17 protein-coding genes are annotated in these 20,532 nt (G+C 65.5%); 7 read left to right on the top strand and 10 right to left on the bottom strand.

The window, feature by feature from the left end:
• Positions 1-7 precede the first annotated feature (7 nt).
• The gene (locus tag IVB23_RS08670) at positions 8-832 is read left to right on the top strand and encodes a phosphodiesterase (protein WP_247803232.1); all 825 of its coding nucleotides are present in this window, start codon (positions 8-10) and stop codon (positions 830-832) included.
• A gap of 193 nt (positions 833-1,025) precedes the next feature.
• Here IVB23_RS08670 and IVB23_RS08675 read toward each other — a convergent pair whose 3' ends face one another.
• Complete coding sequence (locus IVB23_RS08675) at positions 1,026-1,673, bottom strand: TetR/AcrR family transcriptional regulator (RefSeq protein ID WP_197969352.1); 648 nt, start codon at positions 1,671-1,673, stop codon at positions 1,026-1,028.
• Positions 1,674-1,905: 232 nt separating this feature from the next.
• Between IVB23_RS08675 and IVB23_RS08680 the strand changes: the two genes are divergently transcribed.
• Genes IVB23_RS08680 through IVB23_RS08690 form a run of 3 tightly spaced genes read left to right on the top strand, consistent with a single transcriptional unit; the run spans position 1,906 to position 3,745 of the window.
• On the top strand, positions 1,906-2,799 hold the full coding sequence (locus IVB23_RS08680; RefSeq protein ID WP_061878649.1) for an NAD(P)/FAD-dependent oxidoreductase: 894 nt from the start codon (positions 1,906-1,908) through the stop codon (positions 2,797-2,799).
• A 56-nt stretch (positions 2,800-2,855) separates the two neighbouring features.
• Entirely contained in the window at positions 2,856-3,233 is a 378-nt protein-coding gene (locus tag IVB23_RS08685; protein ID WP_197969353.1) for an antibiotic biosynthesis monooxygenase family protein, read from the top strand.
• Positions 3,234-3,271: 38 nt separating this feature from the next.
• The gene (locus IVB23_RS08690; RefSeq protein ID WP_061878650.1) at positions 3,272-3,745 is read left to right on the top strand and encodes an isoprenylcysteine carboxylmethyltransferase family protein; all 474 of its coding nucleotides are present in this window, start codon (positions 3,272-3,274) and stop codon (positions 3,743-3,745) included.
• A 408-nt stretch (positions 3,746-4,153) separates the two neighbouring features.
• Here the strand turns inward: IVB23_RS08690 and IVB23_RS08695 are convergent, their stop codons facing one another.
• The 9 genes from IVB23_RS08695 to hpaR form a co-directional block, all read right to left on the bottom strand.
• Positions 4,154-5,032 carry a transglutaminase family protein gene (locus IVB23_RS08695; RefSeq protein WP_197967142.1) on the bottom strand — a complete coding sequence of 293 codons (879 nt, stop codon included), beginning with the start codon at positions 5,030-5,032 and terminating at the stop codon, positions 4,154-4,156.
• Positions 5,029-7,554 (bottom strand): circularly permuted type 2 ATP-grasp protein, encoded by a 2,526-nt coding sequence (locus IVB23_RS08700; RefSeq protein WP_247803233.1) that lies wholly within the window; start codon positions 7,552-7,554, stop codon positions 5,029-5,031. The genes IVB23_RS08695 and IVB23_RS08700 overlap by 4 nt, the downstream gene beginning before the upstream one ends.
• A gap of 27 nt (positions 7,555-7,581) precedes the next feature.
• Positions 7,582-10,851 carry a transglutaminase family protein gene (locus tag IVB23_RS08705; protein ID WP_247803234.1) on the bottom strand — a complete coding sequence of 1,090 codons (3,270 nt, stop codon included), beginning with the start codon at positions 10,849-10,851 and terminating at the stop codon, positions 7,582-7,584.
• 364 nt (positions 10,852-11,215) lie between these two features.
• Entirely contained in the window at positions 11,216-12,520 is a 1,305-nt protein-coding gene (locus tag IVB23_RS08710) for a methyl-accepting chemotaxis protein (protein ID WP_247803235.1), read from the bottom strand.
• Positions 12,498-13,016, bottom strand: a complete 519-nt coding sequence (locus IVB23_RS08715; RefSeq protein ID WP_247803236.1) for a PAS domain-containing protein — start codon at positions 13,014-13,016, stop codon at positions 12,498-12,500. Before IVB23_RS08715 ends, IVB23_RS08710 begins: the two co-directional genes overlap by 23 nt.
• Before the next feature lie 231 nt (positions 13,017-13,247).
• Positions 13,248-14,771, bottom strand: coding sequence for an altronate dehydratase family protein (locus IVB23_RS08720; RefSeq protein ID WP_061878102.1), 1,524 nt, complete (start codon positions 14,769-14,771; stop codon positions 13,248-13,250).
• Between the two features lie 98 nt (positions 14,772-14,869).
• Entirely contained in the window at positions 14,870-15,646 is a 777-nt protein-coding gene (locus IVB23_RS08725) for an aldolase/citrate lyase family protein (RefSeq protein ID WP_061020197.1), read from the bottom strand.
• 165 nt (positions 15,647-15,811) lie between these two features.
• Positions 15,812-16,897 (bottom strand): malate/lactate/ureidoglycolate dehydrogenase, encoded by a 1,086-nt coding sequence (locus IVB23_RS08730; protein WP_247803237.1) that lies wholly within the window; start codon positions 16,895-16,897, stop codon positions 15,812-15,814.
• A 115-nt stretch (positions 16,898-17,012) separates the two neighbouring features.
• A complete protein-coding gene (hpaR, locus tag IVB23_RS08735; RefSeq protein ID WP_061878104.1) occupies positions 17,013-17,543 on the bottom strand; it encodes a homoprotocatechuate degradation operon regulator HpaR in 531 nt (176 codons plus the stop codon).
• Between the two features lie 111 nt (positions 17,544-17,654).
• Here hpaR and hpaH point away from each other — a divergent pair, with 111 nt between their 5' ends.
• Genes hpaH through hpaE form a run of 3 tightly spaced genes read left to right on the top strand, consistent with a single transcriptional unit; the run spans position 17,655 to position 20,422 of the window.
• Positions 17,655-18,461: a 2-oxo-hept-4-ene-1,7-dioate hydratase gene (hpaH, locus tag IVB23_RS08740; protein WP_247803238.1), complete on the top strand. Its 807-nt coding sequence runs from the start codon at positions 17,655-17,657 to the stop codon at positions 18,459-18,461.
• A gap of 31 nt (positions 18,462-18,492) precedes the next feature.
• Positions 18,493-18,891, top strand: coding sequence for a 5-carboxymethyl-2-hydroxymuconate Delta-isomerase (locus tag IVB23_RS08745; protein ID WP_061878106.1), 399 nt, complete (start codon positions 18,493-18,495; stop codon positions 18,889-18,891).
• Positions 18,884-20,422, top strand: coding sequence for a 5-carboxymethyl-2-hydroxymuconate semialdehyde dehydrogenase (hpaE, locus tag IVB23_RS08750; protein WP_061878107.1), 1,539 nt, complete (start codon positions 18,884-18,886; stop codon positions 20,420-20,422). The genes IVB23_RS08745 and hpaE overlap by 8 nt, the downstream gene beginning before the upstream one ends.
• Positions 20,423-20,532: the final 110 nt, after the last annotated feature.

Genomic DNA, 20,532 nt, shown 5'->3' on the forward strand with positions numbered 1-20,532 from the left:
GATGGCGATGAAACTGCTGCATTTGAGCGACATTCACCTGACGGCGCCCGGCGCGACCATCGGCGGCCGCGATCCGCGCGCCAATTTCGAGCGGCCGCTCGCGCATGCGCTGAACGATCATCACGACGCCGAGTTGATGGTGATCACCGGCGATCTCTCGGATTGGGGCGATCTCGCCGATTATCAATGGCTCAAGCAGCGCATCGACGAATATCCGCTGCCGATCCGGCTGTGCATCGGCAACCACGACCGGCGCGCCGCGTTCCTGAGCGTGTTCCCCGACCTCGCCGACGACAACGCCTTCGTCCAGGGCATCCAGGATACCGCCGCCGGCCGCTGCCTGTTTCTCGACACCGCCCATCCGGAAACGCACGCCGGCCGCTATTGCGAGGATCGTCTTGGCTGGCTCGAGGCACGGCTGGCCGAGCATGACGGGCCATTCCTGCTCTTCATGCACCATAATCCCATGCCGGTGCATCTCGTCCCGTTCGACCAGATCCGCCTGCTCGACGAAGCTCCATTCCGCCATGTCGTCAGCCGCCATCGGGCGAAGATCCGCCACGTCTTCTTCGGCCATTGTCACTTGCCTCTTGCCGGCTCGATTGCCGGCGTCCCGGTCTCATCGCTGCGCGGCACCAACCATGCGAGCTTTCCGCTGTTCTCCGAGACAGCGCTGCTGAGCGCGTCCGACCTGCCGCAATCCTACGGCGTCGCGTTTTTCGGCGAGGATTACGTGACCGTGCACATGGTGGAATACGGTTACGACGGTCCGATCCGCACCCAAGGTTCGCCCGACTACAAGGCCTGGGATCGCGCGACCATGGTCCGGTGACGGGCGAGCGCCGACCGTTTCCAGGGCGTATGCTGACAGACGCTGCACTTCTTGGAGAGTCCGCTCCACCTCTAAAGCGGCGCGTTGGCGTCCCTCACACTAGGTCGGAGATGGGCCAATTCCAACCAGACTTGGCTTACCGATCCAAGCCGCTATCTGGCGCATCGAATACCATGGGTATTTCACCGCTAGGCTATCCGCCCGCGTGCTCGTTGCCACCGTGCGCGGCGATGAACATGGCGACGGCCGACCGGCAATAGGATTCGATTTCGTTGTCGTCCTCTGCTCTCGCCTGATCGAAGCGTGCGATCATCAGGAGATCGGAGCCTTTGAAAAGCGCGGCAAACAAGCGGGCGGACCGGAGAGGATCGGGCACGTTCAGAACCGCCTTCGCGTGCAACTGACGCAACAGGGCCTCGATTTGGGCGATGATATGGGCGGGGCCGGCTTCGTAATGGAGCTTGCTCAACGACTTTTGACTCGTCATGTCGGCCAAGACCATGGCTTCGACATTGCGGACGTCCGGGCGCAACAGCGTGCGAAGCAGTGATGATCCCACCGCCATGAGCTGATCTTCGGCCGAACCGTCGACGCCTTCAAAAAGGGCCTGTGGTATTAACTGATGGCAGCGGGCCGCAAACGCCGCGCCAAACAGCGCCTCCTTGTTCTCGAAGTGCCGATAGATGCTGAGCTTGGATATCTTCGCTCGCTGGGCGACCTTGTCCAATGTCGTCGCTTGAAAACCCAGTTCCGCAAAAAGTTCGCCCGCGGTGTCGACGATCGTTTGGCCAAGCGCCTCGTTGGCTGGCCGGCCGCGCCGGCCCTGGCTGTTTTTGGTCACGACAATTCCAGTCCTTGACAGTATCGTATCTCTCATATTACGATACCATTTAGTATCCGAAATGCGCAAGCGCATTTGTCGGACGATCGACGGCCTGAAATACGAGAGATCCATGCAGCGACGAACCCTGCTGAAGCTGGCCGCGGCGCTTTCCGCCATCGGCATCGCCCGCGCCCCGGCCACCGCCCAGTCCGGCCCATCCTCTTCCATCCGCAACACGGAGTTCACCACAATGAATGACGTCATCATCATCGGCGGCAGCTTTGCCGGCCTCGCCGCCGCCCTGCAGCTCGGCCGTGCCCGCCGCAAGGTCACCGTTCTCGATACTGGCCTGCCACGCAACCTCTTCGCCAGCCATTCGCATGGCCTGCTTGGCCACGATCACAAGCCGCCGCTGGACATCCTGGCCGAGGCGCGGCAGCAACTGGCGCGTTATCCCACGATCAAGCTGGTCGGTGCCCGGGCCGAAAGCGTCTCGGGCGCCATCGACGATTTCACCGTCCTCACTTCCGAGGGCGAAAGCTCTCGGGCGCGTCGCTTGATCCTGAGCTATGGCGTCGCCGACCAGATGCCTGATGTTCCGGGCTACGCCGAAAGCTGGGGCACGTCCATCGTGCCCTGCCCCTATTGCGACGGCTTTGAAGTCGCCGGCCAGCATTGGGGCCTCGTCTGGTCCAGCCCGCAGTCGCACAATCAGGCCCGGCTGTTCCACGATTGGACCGACAAGTTGACGCTCTTCGCCGATGGTCACGACATTCCGCCCGATATCCAGGCCGATCTGGCGCGCCGCAACATACCTGTCGTCAATGGCCGGATCGTCGAGATCTCCCATCACAAGGGCCATATCGCCACCGTCAATCTCGATACCGGCCGCAATGTCGCGGTCGACATCCTGTTCGCCAATCCGCGCACCAAGCCGTCCGCAAGCCTGCATGAATCACTGGGCCTTGCCACCGTGCCTACGCCCGTCGGCATCGTCCTCAAGGTCGACGAGCGCCGCCAAACCAGCATGCCGGGCATCTACGCCGCCGGCGACCTCGCCACGCCCTTCTTGCCCTCGGTCACCCAGGCATCATCGCAGGGCGCGATGGCGGGTATCTTCGCCCAGCAGTCGATGGTGGTTTGAGAGCAAGCAGCATCGATCACGCCAGTTTCAATTTCACAATAGACAGGAGCGCCACCATGGCCGCCATCAAACCATTCAAGCCCCTAGACCAGAAATTTCCGTTTGACCGCCAACTCAGTATCGCGGCCGCGCCTGTCGTGCTCATCAACCTCTTCACGATCGATCCCGCCGACGAAGCGGGATTTCTGGACGCTTTCAAGGCGGCTGCCGAGATCATAACGAAGCAACCGGGCTTCATTTCCATGCAACTGCACCGAGCGCTCGGCGAAAGCCCGACTTATCTGAACTATGTGGTATGGGAATCCACCGAGACCGTCCGCGCCGCCTTCGCCCATCCCCAATTCGTCGGGAAACTTCCAGCATATCCTTCATCCGTGGTAGCCAGGCCGCACCTGTTCCAGAAGGTCGCCGTCCCCGGCTTTTGCACTGCCTGACTCCGGCTGGTTTTACAGCACAGATTGGAGGGATGAGCATGGCCGTCGAACCGGACAGCGCGGGTGTGCGCTTCCCTCCGCCCTTCGTCTATCTGGGAGCGCTGCTGTTGGGGCTGGCGGCGGAGCGGTTCGTCACCCTGCGCTCTTTCGGCATCGACTGGCGGTTGCTGGTCGCGACGGGCGCGCTGCTGTTCGTTGCCGGCGCGGCGATGATGCTTGCGGCGGCGGGGCTGTTCCGGCGGCTGGGCACCAACGTTCCGCCGTCGCAGCCAACGACCCTCATCGCAACGACCGGTCCTTATCGATGGACCCGCAATCCCATGTATCTCGGCATGACGCTTATCTATGCCGGCCTTGCGATCGGCTTTGACGGGCCGATCGCCTTTGCCTTGCTCCCGTTGGTGCTGATCGCGATCCAGACGCAAGTGATCGCCCGCGAGGAGCGCTATCTCGAAGCGAAGTTCGGCGACGACTACCGCCGCTACAAAGCCGAGGTTCGCCGCTGGCTCTGACTATTCCGCCGCTGCCGCCATGCGGGGCCTTCTGATAAACCAGAACCGGCTTCCTTGCCACGAGCTTTCGTATTCTGAAGGTTGCGGGCCGGTGTCACGGAAAACTGACCGGCCGGCTGCCCCCGTAGTACACCAGCGCCTGAGAGTCGATGACGCCGCGGAGGCGGCGCGAGCGGTCAACAGTGCCCTAACACCCTTCCTCCACACGATCTTGATCCAGTGCCCCATCCAACACGGCGAAGACAGCGAAACCGGCTTCCGCGACCAAGTCCGATTCATCCAAAAGCCCTTGGCACGTCGGCCGCACGGTTCGACTAACGTCCGCTTTGGGGTCACAAACTGCCGATCAAATTCCAGATGGCAGCCCTCCGCTTTGCGTCGGTAATGCGACGCTGATGAGTACCCGCCCTACTCCACCTGCAGCACGTCGACGGCAACACTGAGCTTCTGCTTGGGCGAGCCGACGATGATGCCGTCGACCGGCGAGACGTCGGAAAAGTCGCGTCCCACGCCGAGCACGATATGGTCGTTGCCGATCAGGACATCGTTGGTCGGATCGAGATCGATCCAGCCAAGCTCCGCCCCGCACCAGAGCGAGACCCAGGCATGGGTGGCGTCGGCGCCTTGCAGCCGCGGCTGGCCCGGCGGCGGCATGGTGCGTAGATAACCGCTGACATAGGCCGCCGGCAGGCCGAGCCCGCGCAGCCCTGCAATCATCACATGGGCAAAGTCCTGGCAGACGCCGTGACGCTTGTCGAAGACCTCGTCGAGCGGCGTCGAGATCACCGTGGCCTTGGGGTCGTAGCGGAACTGGTTGCGGATGCGATGCATCAGATCGACCGCGCCTTCGAGGATGCCCGCGCCGGGCGCAAAGCTTATCCCGGCATAGGCGCTGACCGGGCGCAGCACCGGCACCAGGGGGCTGGCAAAGACATAGCCGACGGGCGAAGCCGGCCCGAGGCTCGTCGCCTCGAAGGCAAGGTCGCGAATGCTCTCCCAGGACGGGCTCGACGCATCACGTGGCGGCGGCCGGCGCGACACCGACACGCGCGAGCGCGAGTCGATGCGCAGATTGCGGTGCGCGGCTTCGATCACCACGCTCTCGGTGAGCGTGCCGAAGAAATCGCGCCGCACATTGCGCTCGGCCGGGCGCGGATGAATCTCGACATTGTGCGAAATCAGCTCCTGGCCGCCGCCGCTTCTGGGCTGCAGCCGCAGCGTGCAGCGGGCGAAGCTGACGGGATTCTCGTATTCGTAGGTGGTGACGTGACGGATGTCGTAGATCACGCCAGCCCCGTCAGCTTTTCCGGCCGGCTGGCATTGGGACCGTGCGGGAAGTAGTGCTGCCCGATCGCCTCGCCGAGGCTGAGCAGATCCTGCTCCAGCGCGAACAGGGTCTTGACCTCGAGCTTCTCGGCCTCCGCGGTCGCGAGCATCGCCTGCATCGCCACCGCGAGCCGCTGCGGCTTCTCGATCAGGCCGTGTTCCTTCAAGCTCGGCAGCGCGGCAATGTGCTCGTTCAGCGTCGTCACCTGGAACGCCACCGACCGCGGATTGTAGCCGTCGAGCACCGCGAGGTCGCGCACCGGCGCCAGGATCGGCGCCAGCAGGTAACGCGAGCGGTAGGTGATCTGGCAATCGACCAGCGTCAGCAGGATGTCGAGATCCTCGTCGCCGGCCTCGTCATAGGCGAACTGGCGCGTGAAGCGCGTGGTGTTGATGGCGCGCTCGATGCGGCGGCCGATGTCGAGGAAGCGCCAGCCGGCGGCGCGGTTCATGTTCTCCTGCGCGAGGCCCGCGAAGCTCGCAAGCTCCTGCAAGGTCAGCTCCGCGGCGCTCAGCACGCTGTCGTCGTCCTCGACCTCGATGGCGAGGCGCTCGGCCATCTCGGTGATCACCTGCCAGGCATCGGGCGACAGCCGCTCGCGCAAGGAGGTCGCGGTGCGCTGTGCCGCGCGCACCAGCGACAGTGCCGAGCCGAAACGCTCCGCGCTCTGCAACGCTTCGGCCGTGATGCGCCCGGGCGCCGCCCGCGACGTCTGCGAGATCGCGCCCCAGGCCACCAGCAGGCGCTGGATGCGTTCGGCCGATTGCAGCGAGGCCGCAGTCCCCTTGTTGGGCCCGCTCGGCGAGCCCAAGGCGCGCACCAGCCGCAGCGTCGCCTCGGCGCGCTCGAGGTAGCGGCCGAGCCAGAACAGATTGTCGGCGGCACGGCTCGGCAACACGCCGGCGATGCGGCGGATGCGCACCTTGTCGGTCGCAGGCAACAGCGTCGCGGTCGGGACCTGCTTGTCGGAGACCACCCAGACGTCGGCGGCGCGCGCGCCGTCGCCCATCGACACAGCGCGCGCGTCCGGCTGCTCGGCGATCCGGCAGAATCCGCCGGGCATGATGGCCCAACCGTCGGGCGTGGCGGCCGCGAACACGCGCAGCACGAAGGGACGCGGCGTGAGCTGGCCCTGCTCCCACACCGGCATGGTCGAGAGCCGCACCACTTCCTGGCCGACATAGTCCATGCCGCGCGCAGTAATGGCGTCGACCAGGCGCCGGCGGTCGGCGGCGTCCAGCTCGCTCGCGAGCACCGGACCGCTCGAGTCGAAATCGGGCACACCGCGCCGGTAGGCGCCTTCGATCGCGACCTCGTCGAGCCGCGCCAGCACCTCGTCGCGCGCCGCGCGCTGGCCGCACCACCAGGTCGCGATGTGCGGCATCTTCAGGTCTTCCCCGAGCAGGCGGCGGCTGAGCGCCGGCAGGAAGCCGAGCAGCGCCCGCGCCTCCAGGACGCCCGAGCCCGGCATGTTGGCGACGACGACGCCGTCCTTGCGCAGCACGTCGATCAGGCCGGGGACCCCGAGCCGCGAGGAGGCATCGAGCTCGAGCGGATCGAGCGAGTTGGAATCGACCCGGCGCAACAGCACGTCGAGCCGCTTCAGGCCGGCCACGGTGCGGATGTGGACGCGGTTGTCGCTGACCGCGAGGTCGTCGCCCTCGACCAGCAGGAAGCCGAGATAGCGCGCCAGCGTCGCATGCTCGAAATAGGTCTCGCTGAAGCTGCCGGGGGTGAGCACGCCGATCCTAGGCTCGTCGCGGTCGGCGCGCGCGCGCAGTGAGTCGCGGAACGCCTCGAAGAACGGCGCCACGCGCGGCACGTTCATCGACTTGTAGAGGTCGGAGAAGGCGCGCGACAGCACCAGGCGATTCTCCAGCGCATAGCCCGCGCCCGACGGCGCCTGGGTGCGGTCGCCGAGCACCCACCAGCGGCCGTCGGGCCCGCGGCCGACATCGGCGGCATAGAGCGAGAGATAGCGCCCGCCGGGGGGCGGCACGCCGCAGACGGGACGGAGATATTCGGGGCTGCCGGCGATCGCGGCCGCCGGCAGCGCGCCTTCGGCCACGAGCCGGCCCTCGCCATAGATGTCGCGCAGCACGCGTTCCAGCAGCTCGGCGCGCTGGGTGATGCCGGCGCAAAGCTGCCGCCAGTCGGCCTCGTCGATCAGAAGCGGCAGATGGCTGATCGACCACGGGCGGTCGGCGCTGTCGCCGGGCGCGCGGTAGGTGACGCCGGCCTCGCGGAGATGGCGGTCGGCCATGCCGAAGCGCCGCTCGATCTCGTCGGGCGCCAGCGCGCCGAAGGCGTCGAAGAAGCGGCTCCAGACCGCGCGCGGGGCGCCGTCTGGCCCTAAGAACTCGTCGGGGATGCCGGGCAGCCGGCTATAGTCGCGGACCCATTGCGCGAGGCGGCGCTGGCCTTCACGCTGGCCCTGCGCCTTCTCCGCCTTGTCATCCTGTTCGGCTGCGCCCTCGCCCATGCGCGTCTCCCTGCCCCCAAATCATACTCATTGCAGGAGCGGGGTCCGCAAGTCGAGGGTCAACGGAAACTCATTTGTGCGTTCCTCGGGCGGCGGTTGCATCGGACCCGGGGTGTGGCCGTGATCCTGGAAGCGCGCCAGCCGGCGCGCCTCGGCCTCGTAGGTGTTGACCGGCTTGGTGTCGTAGCTGCGCCCGCCGGGATGGGCGACGTGATAGACGCAGCCGCCGAGCGAGCGGCCATTCCAGGTATCGATCAGATCAAACGTCAGGGGCGCGTGAACGGGGATGGTCGGGTGCAGGCCGGAGGCCGGCTGCCAGGCCTTGAAGCGGACGCCGGCCACGGCTTCAGTCGACCGGCCCGTGGGGGTCATCGGCAGGCGGCGGCCGTTGCAGGTGACGATGTGGCGGCCCTCGACGAAGCCCTCCGCCTTGACCTGAAGCCGCTCGACCGATGAGTCGACATAGCGCACGGTGCCGCCGGCCGAGCCCTCCTCACCCAACACGTGCCAGGGCTCCAGCGCCTGGCGCAGCTCCAGCGTCACGCCGCCATGATGGACGCGGCCGAAGGCGGGGAAGCGGAATTCGAGCTGGGCCAGATACCATTCCGGCTCGAACGGGTAGCCGAACTGCTTCAGCTCGGTGAGCACGTCCAGAAAATCGTCCCAGATGAAGTGCGGCAGCATGAAGCGGTCGTGCAGCGCGGTGCCCCAGCGCACGAACTTGCCGGCCTGCGGCTCGCGCCAGAATCTTGCGATCAGCGCCCGGATCAGGAGCTGTTGCGCCAGCGACATGCGCGGATCGGGCGGCATTTCGAGCGCGCGGAATTCGACGAGGCCGAGCCGCCCGGTCGGCCCCTCCGGCGAATAGAGCTTGTCGATGCAGATCTCGGCACGGTGGGTGTTGCCGGTGATGTCGACCAGCAGATGCCGGAACAGGCGGTCGACCAGCCACAGCGGCGCCTGGGTGCCCGGCGGCGGCACGTGCGAGAGCGCGATATCGAGCTCATAGATGCTGTCGTGCCGGGCCTCGTCGATGCGCGGCGCCTGGCTGGTCGGGCCGATGAAGAGGCCGGAGAAGAAATAGGACAGCGACGGATGCCGCTGCCAGTACAGCACGAGGCTCTTCAGGAGATCGGGGCGGCGAAGGAACGGGGAGTCCTGCGGGCTCGAACCGCCGACCACGACGTGATTGCCGCCGCCGGTGCCGGTGTGACGGCCATCGACCAGGAAGCGGTTGGCGCCGAGCCGCACCTTCGCCGCGTCCTCGTACAGTCCGGAGGTGATCTCCACCGCGTCGCGCCAGCTCTTCGCCGGCTGGACGTTGATCTCGATGACGCCAGGGTCGGGCGTCACCTTGATGACCTCGATGCGCGGATCGAACGGCGGCGGATAGCCCTCGACATGGACCTGCAGCTGCATCTCCTCCGCGGTAGCTTCGAGCGCAGCGACCAGTTCGAGATAGTCCTCGATGCGCTCGACCGGCGGCATGAAGGCGCAAAGCACGCCGTCGCGGAGTTCGACCGACATCGCGGTGCGCACCGGGACGGAGGTGTTGAGCTGCTCGGGCGCCGCCCGCGGCGGGGATTCCGGACGCGCGGCGAGCGTGAACACCGGGAGCTTGTCCCTGACCTCCATCGGGTCCTGCTCGACGATGTAGGGATATTGGTCGGGCGGGACGTAACCGAGCGAGCCGATCGGCAGGCGCAAACCGAGAGGCGAATCGCCTGGCATCAGGAACAGATGATTGCGCCGGAGTTGCCATCGCTCGCTGCGCCAGCGCGGCGGCGCATTCCAGCGCTGCACCGGCAGCACGAAGCCGCGCGGTGTGTTGAGGCCCTCGTTGAACACGCGCGCCATCCGCGCGCGGGCTTCCGGATCCGACAATTTGGAATCGGAGGGATCGACGTTGACGGGAAGCTCGGCCTCCTTCTGGAGCCAGTACGCGGTGTCCTCGTAAGCCGGCATGATGTAGCCGGCATCGAGGCCGAGCCGGGCCGCCGTGCCTTCCATGAAGGCCTCGGCGTCCTTCACCTCGGCGCGGCGCGGATTTTCGATCTTGGCAATGAGGTCGGCATTCTTCCAGATCGGCACGCCGTCCTTGCGCCAGTAAAGGCCGAAGGCCCAACGCGGCAGACTCTCGCCCGGATACCATTTGCCCTGGCCGTAATGCAAAAGGCCGCCCGGCGCGAAGCGCGTGCGCAAGCGGCGGATCAGATCGTCACCGAGCGCGCGCTTGGTCGGGCCGACGGCGTCTGTGTTCCATTCCGCCGCCTCGAGATCGTCGACCGAGACGAAAGTCGGCTCGCCGCCCATCGTGAGCCGAACATCCTGCGCGGCGAGATCGCCGTCGACCTGCTCGCCGAGATCGTTGAGCCGCGCCCAGGCCTCATCGGAGAAGGGCTTCGTGATGCGCGGCGCCTCGCGGATGCGCCGCACGCTCATATCGAACGCGAATTCGACCTCGGCAAAGCCCGCACCGCCCGAGATCGGCGCCGCGGAGCGATAATGCGGCGTGGCGGCGACCGGAATGTGCCCCTCACCCGCGAGCATGCCGGAGGTCGCATCGAATCCGATCCAGCCCGCGCCCGGCAGATAGACCTCGGCCCAGGCGTGCAGATCGGTAAAGTCGTTCTCGACTTCGGGCGGTCCCTCGATCGGATCGATGTCGGGACGGATCTGGATGAGATAGCCGGACACGAAACGCGCGGCGAGGCCGAGATGACGAAACGTCTGGATCAGGAGCCAGGCGGAATCGCGGCATGAGCCCGCGCAGGAAGCAAGCGTCTCCTCCGGCGTCTGCACCCCCGGCTCCATCCGGATGATGTAGCGGATCTTCTTCTGGAGCTCGCGATTGAGATCGACCAGGAAGTTGACGGTGTTCGGGGCCTCAGTCGGGATCGAGTCGAGATATTGCGCGAACAGACGATCGGGCTTGACGGTCTCGAGATACGGCGCCAGCTCCGTCTTGAGATCCTTCGGGTACTCGAACGGAAAACTGTCGGCATAGGGCTCGACGAAGAAGTCGAACGGGTTGACCACGGTCATCTGCGCCGTGAAGTCGACCTCGAATTTCAGCTCGGTGGTCTTTTCCGGGAAGACGTAGCGCGCGAGCCAGTTGCCTTGCGGATCCTGCTGCCAGTTCACGAAATGATTGGAGGGCGTGACCTTGAGCGAATAGCTCAGGATCGGCGTGCGCGTATGCGGCGCCGGCCGCAGGCGGATGGTCTGCGGGCCAAGGTCGATCGGGCGGTCGTATTTGTAGTGCGTGACGTGGTGTAATGCGACGTAGATCGACACGGGATGCGATGCTCCAGCAGCTTTTTTGAGCAGAACACCTGAGGGGGGTGCGATCAAGCACTAACAACGGGCACGGGGTGCCTAGGAAGTATCCCCGTCGTTCCGGTTTTGCCGGGCGACGACGGAGATTGTGGCTACGCCGCGCTCTTCCTACACACGTCGTCCCGGACAAGCAGAGCTCCGGCCAACGCGCAGCGTTGCCCGGAGCGGAGCGCTGATCCGGGACCCATAACCACAGGAAGTCGTTTGACGAAGGCTGGTAATTATCAGCTCGCACCCAACCACTGCCTGTGGTTATGGATCCCGGATCGGCGCGCGCCTTGGGGCGCGCTTGTCCGGGACGACGGCGGTGGGTCGCGCAGCCCTACGCGGCCGACGTCAGCCGCTGCAGGAACTGCGTCACCTCGCGCCGGAGCGTCTCGACCTCGCCGTGGACGCGTTCGGAGGCGCTGTTGACGCGGCTTGCCACACGGCCGGTGTCGGCGGCGGCTTCGCTGATGCCGGTGACGTTGGAGGACACCTGCGTGGTGCTGGCCGAGGCCTCCTGGACATTGCGGGCGATCTCGCGGGTGGCGAGACCCTGCTGCTCGATGGAGGTTGCGATCGCGGCGGTGATCCCGTCGATCTCGGCGATGGTCTGCGCGATCGCCTCGACCGCCGCGACCGAGTTGGTCGTCGACTGCTGCATCTCGCCGACCTTGGCGCTGATCTCCTCGGTCGCCTTCGCGGTCTGGTTGGCGAGGCTCTTGACCTCGGAGGCCACCACCGCGAAGCCGCGGCCGGCCTCCCCTGCCCGCGCCGCCTCGATGGTGGCGTTGAGCGCCAGGAGGTTGGTCTGCTCGGCGATCTCGCTGATCAGCCTGACGACGTCGCCGATCCGCAGCGCCGCATCGGCGAGCGAGCGGATCTCGCTGCCGGCGCGATTGGCCTCGTTCACCGCCCGTCCCGTGCTCGCGGTCGAGCCGGCCACCTGGCGGCCGATCTCGGCGATCGATGACGCCAGTTCTTCTGCCGCGCTCGCCACCGTCGCGACGTTGCTGGAGGCTTGATCGGACGCGCTGCGCACGCCGGAGGTCTGACGGTTCGTCGTCTCGGCCGCCGCGGCCATCTGGCCGGCGTCGGATTCGAGATCGGCCGCGGCGCTCATCAGGCCGCCTGCGACCTCATCGAGGTGGGTGCCGAACTGCTTGGCGAGCTCCGCGATCTCGACGACGCGGCGGCCGAGGCCGTCGGTGCCGGCGTTGATGACGACCGCCGAGCGACGGAACGAGCCGGGCAGACCCCGCGCGAGAATCTTGCGGAAATACTTGCCGCGGCTGGCATAGTCCATCGACGCCGAGGCCTCGCGGACGAAGGCGTCGGTGATGTCGAGCATGTCGTTGACGGATTTCTGGATCGCGCCGATCCGCCCGGCCTGCCGCTCACTCATGATGCGCGCTTCGAGATCGCCATGCGCCGCCTTGCGGCACACATCGGCCACCTCATCGACAGCCACCGCCGTGCGATGCTGGCACCAGACGGCGTAGCCGAGTAACGCGACCGTCGCGCCGAGCAAGGCAGCACTGCTGATTCCGGTTGCACCGAGAAGCGAGAGAACGAACGCAACGACGGCAAGAACACACGCGAGCGCGGTCGCTCCCTGCGCCTTAGAGAGAGAGCACAAATTCATCGTAACCGACACCCTGTTGCTTGAGCAGCCCGACCATCGCCTCGAAGCTCGCATGCATGCCGTCCTTGGCGTTGGCATGCCGCGCCTCTTCCGCGCACAGCGTCTTGTAGATCGGCTTGATGCGCTCGATCTGCGCAGGGTCGGGCTTGCGGCGGTTGGAGTGATAGCCGACGATATTGCCGCGCTCGTCGAATGTCGGCGTGACGTGGGCGAACACCCAGTAATGACTGCCGTCCTTCGCCAGGTTGACGACGTAGGCGAAGATCTCCTGCTTTGACTGGAGCGTGTCCCACAGCAGCTTGAAGACGGCGCGCGGCATGTCGGGATGGCGGATAGGGCTGTGGGGGGCGCCCATCAGCTCCTTCCACGAGTACTTCGCCATCCGGATGAAGACGTCGTTGGCGTAGGTGATGCGGCCTTTGAGGTCGGTCTTCGATACGATCAGCTCCTCCTCACCGAGGAGATTTTCCACCCCAGTGGGACGTATCGCTTGCATGTCTGATCCTCGAACAAAGCCGGCCGGCCCCACCACGATGTGGAGCCGCATCACCTCCTGTCTACGGCAACAGTGTTAACCAGATGTAAGTTCGGGAACCGGCAGGCGATATCGGCGCCTCCGTACCAATACTTAGCGAGGGATCGTTGCACCGGTTGCAACTACACGCGTCGCTGTCATCAATTATCTCAATTGCGACTGCGTTGCGATTACACCGCGGTCCCGGTGCGACTACATCGTCGCGCCGAGCACCCAGGGCGCGAACTCGGCGCCGCCGAAATCGAAACTCTCGCTCTTGGTGGGCTTTCCCGAAGCCGTCTTCAGGATCAGATCGAAGATGCGCTGGCCGCACTGCGCGACGCTCTCCTCGCCTTCGAGGATCGTGCCGCAATTGACATCCATGTCCTCTTCCATGCGCTTGTACATCGGCGTGTTGGTGGCGAGCTTGATCGAGGGTGCCGGCTTGCAGCCGAACACGCTGCCGCGGCCCGTGGTGAAGCAGACCAGATTGGCGCCGCCGGCGACCTGCCCAGTCGCGGCCACGGGGTCGTAGCCGGGCGTGTCCATGAACACGAACCCCTTCTTGGTGACGGGCTCGGCATAGCGCAGAACCTCGACGAGGTTGGTGGTGCCGGCCTTGGCCATCGCGCCGAGCGACTTTTCCAGGATGGTAGTGAGACCGCCGGCCTTGTTGCCGGGACTGGGATTGGCGTTCATCTCGGCGCCTTCGCGCGTCGTGTACTCGTCCCACCAGCGCATGAGATCGACCAGCTTCTCGCCGACCTCGCGGCTGACGGCGCGGCGCGTGAGCAGGTGCTCGGCGCCGTAGGTCTCCGGCGTCTCCGACAGGATCACGGTGCCGCCATGGCGCACGACGAGGTCGCTGGCCGCGCCGAGCGCGGGATTGGCGGATACGCCGGAATAGCCGTCCGAGCCGCCGCATTGCAGGGCCACGGTGAGCTCGCTGGCCGGCACCGTTTCCCGCCTGACCTTGTCGGCGTCAGCCAGCGCCTCGCGCACGAAGGCGATGCCCGCCTCCACCGTCTTGCGGGTGCCGCCGACCTCCTGGATGTCCATCGCGCGGAGGCGACCGGCGAGCTTCTGCTCTTCCATCAGGCCGCCGATCTGGTTCACCTCGCAGCCGAGGCCGAGCACGATGACATGGGAGAAATTGACGTGCCGCGCATAGCCGCCAAGGGTACGGCGGAGCAACGCCAGCGGCTCGTTCTGCGTCATGCCGCAGCCGGTCTTGTGAGTCAGTGCGACCACGCCGTCGACGTTGGGGAAATCGGCCAGCGGATTGTCGCCGGTGAAGGGATTCTTCTTGAAGACGTCGGCGACGAGGCTCGCCACATGCGCGCTGCAATTCACCGAGGTGAGGATGCCGATATAGTTGCGCGTGGCGACGCGGCCGTCCGGACGACGGATGCCTTCGAAGGTCGCCGGCAGGTCGAAATTCGGCGTCGGCTTGACGTCGGCGCAATAGGCATAGTCCTTGGCGAAATCGCCCATGCCGCAGTTCTGGGTGTGCACGTGCTGGCCCGGTGCGATCGGCACCGTGGCAAAGCCGATGATCTGGCCGTAGCGCTTGATCGGCTCTCCTACCGCGATCGGCTTGATTGCGACCTTGTGGCCGGAGGGAATGCGATCGACCGTGGTCACGCCGTCAGCCACCACGGTGCCCGGCGGCAGGCTCGCGCGGGCGATGACCACGCCATCATCGGGATGCAGGCGGATGACGGGGCTGATGGTCATGGGAGTCTCCTTCGGAGGCGAGTAGCGAATGGTGGGTAGCGAATGGAAAAAGGGAGTAGCCCTATTCGCTACTCCCCATTCGCCATTCGCGAGAGACCTCAGGCCTTGCCGCCTGAATCCTTGCGCGTGGCGTTCACCTGCATCTTGGCGTAGGTCGTCATCAAGCCGACCTCGTTGGAGAGCGTCACCAGCTTGAAGCCCATGTTGATGGCGCGCGCCGCGCCCTCCGCACCGCTGCAGTGGATGCCCGGGTTCAGACCGCGCTTGCCGCACTCCTTGATGATCTTCTCATAGATCGCGAGAATCTCGGGCTCGCTGCGGTCGAGCTTGGGCTCGAGGCCGTAGGAGAAGCCGAGATCGGACGGGCCGATATAGACGCCGTCGATGCCCTCGACGTCGAGGATCGCTTCCATGTTCTCGACTGCGGTCCTGGTCTCCATCATCGGCAGCAGCACGATCTCGTCGTTGGCCGTCTTCTGGTAGGAGCCGGCGGTGCCGTACATGCCGGCGCGGATTGGGCCGTTGGAGCGGACGCCCTTCGGCGGATATTTGGAGTAGGAGACGAGGTTCCGGGCTTCCTGCGGCGTGTTGACCATCGGGCAGATCACGCCATAGGCGCCGCCATCGAGCACCTTGCCGATGATGCCGGGCTCGTTCCAGGGCACGCGGACCATCGGCGTGATCGGATGCTTGTCCATGGCCTGGAAGCACTGCACCATCGACAGATAATCCTGGACGCCATGCTGCATGTCGACGGTGACGCTGTCGAAGCCGCATTGCGCGATCATCTCGGCCGAGAAGCCGGAGGGTATGGCAAGCCACGCGTTGACGACCGCCTTGCCCGACTTCCAGATCTCTTTGACTTTATTCGCCACGTTGCCTTCCTTCTTTGGTTGATCTCACTCACTGTCGTTGCAGGCCACCGGGCCCGCGCGAAACGCGGCCCGATGACGGGGGCGCCGCGAAGCAGTCCAGAATTTCTCCGCCATGACACTCTGGATTGCTCCGTCACTGGCGCGCCTCGCAATGACGAAACACGTCTAAGCCGTCGCCCTCTGGATGCTGACTTCGCTGACGCCGACCTCGCGGGCGGTGTTCACTATTGCCGCCCAGGTGTCATCCGGCAAGGGGATGCCGTTCCGGGTCCGCTCAGCGCGGGTCTTTCGCTCCGGATCGCCCGGAATCAGCACCTGATCGACCCCGGCCATCGGCTTGGTGGCGCGGATGAAATCGACATAGCGCGACACTTCGGCGTCGAAAAGGCTGGAGGTGTCGACGACTTTCGGATCGACATAGAACGCCAGCATGCCGTTGGCAAAGCGCCGCCCGCCCGAGGTGGCGCCGGTTCCGGTGAGCGCGCCGCCCAGGAGCTCGCACATGAAGGCGAGGCCCGATCCCTTGTGCTCGCCGAAGGCACGGATTGCGCCCGTTCCCTTGGTGTGATCGCGCGGCCCGTCCGGCGTGTAGGGTCCGTAGAGCACGGCCGGATCCTCGCTCAAGGTGCCGTCGGAATCGACCAGTGCGCCCTTCGGCAGCTTCTTGCCGCCGCGGCTCGCGACCAGCACCTTGCCCTCGGCGACGACCGAAGTCGCAAAATCCAGCACGATCGGGTCCTGGCCCTCACGCGGGATGCCGACGCAATACGGCGCAGTCGACAGCCGCTTCTCGACGCCGCCGAACGGGGCGACCAGCAGCGAGCCTGCGGCATTGACGAAATGCACGGAGACGAGACCTTCGGCCGCGGCCATCTCGGCCCAGTCGCCGACACGGCCGATATGGCCGGCGTTGCGCAGCGCGACCGCGGCGAGCCCGGCCTTCCTGCACTTCTCGATGCCGATCTGGACCGCCTGCGGCGTCACGGTCTGGCCGTAGCCGAACTTGCCGTCGATCACCGCAAGCGAAGGCGTGTCGAGCACGACCTCCGCGTTCTGATTTGGGACGACCGATCCGGTCTTCTGCCAGCGGATATAGACGGGAACGCGGATCACGCCGTGGCTGTCATGGCCGGTCAGGTTCGCGGTGGTCAGATAGGTGGCGATACGCTTGGCCTCCTCCGGCGAGGACTGCGCATGCGCGAAGACTTCGGTGACGAAGTCGATCAGCTTCTGGACCTGAATGGTGACCATGACGGCCTGTCTGTCTCCCCGGCGCCGACTTTGCAGCGATCAGCTTGGGCGGCACTTGAGCGAAAAAACGCGACCATGTCCATGGCCGCTGCCGCATGGGAGCGCATATCTGCTCTCACTCCTCGGGACTTGCTTCCTCGCTGGCGCCGAGCCCGGCGAGACTCCGTTCGAGCTCGCCGAGCATCTCCTGCAATTCGGCAAGCTTGCGTGCGCCAAAGCGGCGCGTGATCTCCGCGTAGATCGCTTCCGACGTCGGCGCAACCGAGGCCATCAGCTTCACGCCGTCCTTCGAGATCGAGACCACGCTGCGGCGTTGATCCGCCTTGGCGGTCTTGCGCTCGATCAGATTGCGCGCTTCGAGATCGCGCAGGATGCGCGACAGACTCGGCCCCAGCAGGAACGCCGTGCGCGCGAGTTCCGTGACCTCGACCGCCTCGATGGAAGCGAGCGCCCGCAGGATGCGCCATTGCTGCTCGGTCAAGCCGTGCTCGCGCAGTGAGGGACGAAACTGCCGCATCACCGCCTCGCGGGCCCGCAGCAGCGACATCGGCAGCGAGCGCGAGAAGTCGCGCATCGGCACCTGTCTTGCGGCAGGTCCTGCGGCAGGCGCGCCTCCGTTGGCGGGATCGGCGGATTTCTTCGTCATGACATCCCTTCAATCCGCAGAATGTTTGCAGTGCAGCAAGCCCGAATTGTGTTTGACGCATTCATTTAACATGTTAAGTATCTCCGGGCACCGCGATTTGTCAGACTAGAGATGGCGCTTTCCGACGACGATATCCGAGCTTGCGCGAGGCGTCTGCACCAGGCGGAGAAGACCCGCACGCAGATCCGGCAGCTGTCGCTGGATTTTCCCGAGATCACCATCGCCGATGCCTACGCGATTCAGAAGGCCTGGGTCGAGGTCAAGATCGCCGAAGGGCGCATCGTCAAGGGCCACAAGATCGGCCTCACCTCGAAGGCGATGCAGAGCGCGCTCAATATCGACGAGCCCGATTCCGGCGTGCTGCTCGACGACATGTTCTTCGCCGATGGCGGGATCGTTCCGACCGAGCGCTTCATCGCGACGCGCGTCGAGGCCGAGCTGGCCTTCGTCATGAGCAAACGGCTCTCTGGGCCCGATTGCACGATGTTCGATGTCCTCAACGCCACCGATTTCGTCGTGCCGGCGCTGGAGATCCTGGACACGCGGATCGAACGCGTCGATCCGACCACGAAAGCGACGCGGAAGATTTTCGACACCATCGCCGACAATGCGGCGAATGCCGGCATCGTGCTCGGAGGACGGCCGATCCGTCCGCTTGACGCGGATCTGCGCTGGATCGGTGCGCTGTGCTTCAAGAACGGCCAGCTGGAAGAGACGGGCCTTGCCGCCGGCGTGCTCAATCATCCCGCCACGGCCGTGGCCTGGCTCGCCAACAAGATCGCGCCGCTCGGCCTTGCGCTGGAGACCGGCCAGGTCGTGCTCGCGGGATCCTTTATCCGTCCGATCGAGACCCGCAAGGGCGACACAATTCAGGCCGATTATGGCGCCTACGGCTCGGTGAGTTGCTACTTCGCTTAAGGCGAACAACAAGACAGGGAGTGAAACGGCGATGCCGCACTTCACGATCGAATATTCGGCCAATCTCGACGGCCGTCTCGACATCGGCACGGTGTGTGAGGTCGTGCGCAAGGCAGCCAGCGAGACCGGCATCTTCCCGCTCGGCGGCATCCGCGTTCGCGCCGTCAGGTGCGAGCATTATGCGATCGCGGACGCCCGCCAGGATTACGGCTTTCTCGACATGGTGCTGCGCATTGGCGAGGGCCGCGATCTCGAAACGCGCCAGAAGGCCGGCGAGCAAATCTTCCAGGCGCTCTCAAGACATCTCGATCCCGTCTTTGCCGCCAGCAGGTTCGCCCTGTCGTTCGACATGCAGATCAACGACAAGGACACCAGCTGGAAGCGCAACAACATCCACGACGCCCTGAAAGCGGAGGCCGCCCATGGATAAGCCCACGCCGAAAGCCGATGTGTTCCAGGCCAATCGCGACCGCGTCGCACCGCTCTTGAAGACGTTGCGGGCCAACGGCATCGGCCACATGATCGACGGCAAGGTCGTCGCCTCGATCTCGGGCGAAACGTTCGAGACGAAATCGCCGGTCGATGGCGCCGTGCTCGCAAGCGTTGCCCGCGGCAATGCGGAGGACATCGACGCTGCGGCAACCGCGGCTGCGCTTGCGTTCAAGTCCTGGCGCGACATGGGACCGGCGATGCGGCGCAAGCTGCTGCATCGGGTGGCCGATGCGATCGAAGACAATGCCGAGGACATCGCGGTGCTCGAATGCATCGACACCGGCCAGGCCTATCGTTTCATGGCCAAGGCCGCGGTCCGCGCCGCCGAGAATTTCCGCTTCTTCGCCGACAAATGCGCGGAGGCGCGCGACGGCCTCAACACGCCGAGCGACGAGCACTGGAACGTCTCCACCCGCGTGCCGATCGGCCCCGTCGGCGTGATCACGCCGTGGAACACGCCGTTCATGCTCTCGACCTGGAAGATCGCCCCTGCCCTCGCTGCGGGCTGCACCGTCGTGCACAAGCCGGCCGAATGGTCGCCGGTGACGGCTTCCATCCTGGCGAAGCTCGTGAAGGAAGCCGGCGTGCCCGACGGCGTGCTCAACACCGTGCACGGCTTCGGTGAAGAGGCCGGCAAGGCGTTGACCGAGCATCCCGCCATCAAGGCGATCGGCTTCGTCGGCGAGAGCGCGACGGGCTCGGCCATCATGATGCAGGGTGCGCCTACCCTGAAGCGCGTGCATTTCGAGCTCGGCGGCAAGAACCCCGTCATCGTGTTCGACGATGCCGATCTCGACCGCGCGCTCGATGCCGTCGTGTTCATGATCTACTCGCTCAACGGCGAGCGCTGCACGTCGTCGAGCCGCCTGCTGATCCAGCAGAGCATCGCGGAAAAGTTCGTCGAGAAGCTGACGGCGCGCGTGAAGGCGTTGAAGGTCGGCCATCCCCTTGATCCCGCCACCGAGATCGGGCCGCTGATCCACGAGCGGCACCTCGCAAAAGTCTGCTCCTATTTCGACGTCGCGCGCCAGGACGGCGCGACGATCGCTGTCGGCGGCAAGGCCTATGACGGCCCCGGCGGCGGACATTACGTCGAGCCGACGCTGGTGACCGGCGCGCACGGCAAGATGCGCGTGGCGCAGGAGGAGGTGTTCGGGCCGTTCCTCACCGTGCTGCCGTTCAAGGGCGAGACGGACGCGATCGAGATCGCCAACGACATCCGCTATGGCCTCACCGGCTATGTCTGGACCAACGACATGGGCCGGGCGCTGCGCGTGGCCGATGCGCTGGAGGCCGGCATGATCTGGCTGAACTCGGAGAACGTCCGCCATCTGCCGACGCCGTTCGGCGGCATGAAGGCCTCGGGCATCGGCCGCGACGGCGGCGATTACTCGTTCGACTTCTACATGGAAACCAAGCACGTCTCGCTGGCGCGGGGCACGCACAAGATTCAGAGATTGGGAACGTAGAACCGCCGTCGTTCCGGGACGATGCGAAGCATCGGACCCGGAACCTCGAGATTCTCAAGTGCGCAATTGCGCACCATAGTTCGGTCCTGCGGACCGCCCCGGATGACGGG

Source organism: Bradyrhizobium sp. 191 (genome assembly GCF_023100985.1).
GTDB lineage: Bacteria > Pseudomonadota > Alphaproteobacteria > Rhizobiales > Xanthobacteraceae > Bradyrhizobium > Bradyrhizobium diversitatis.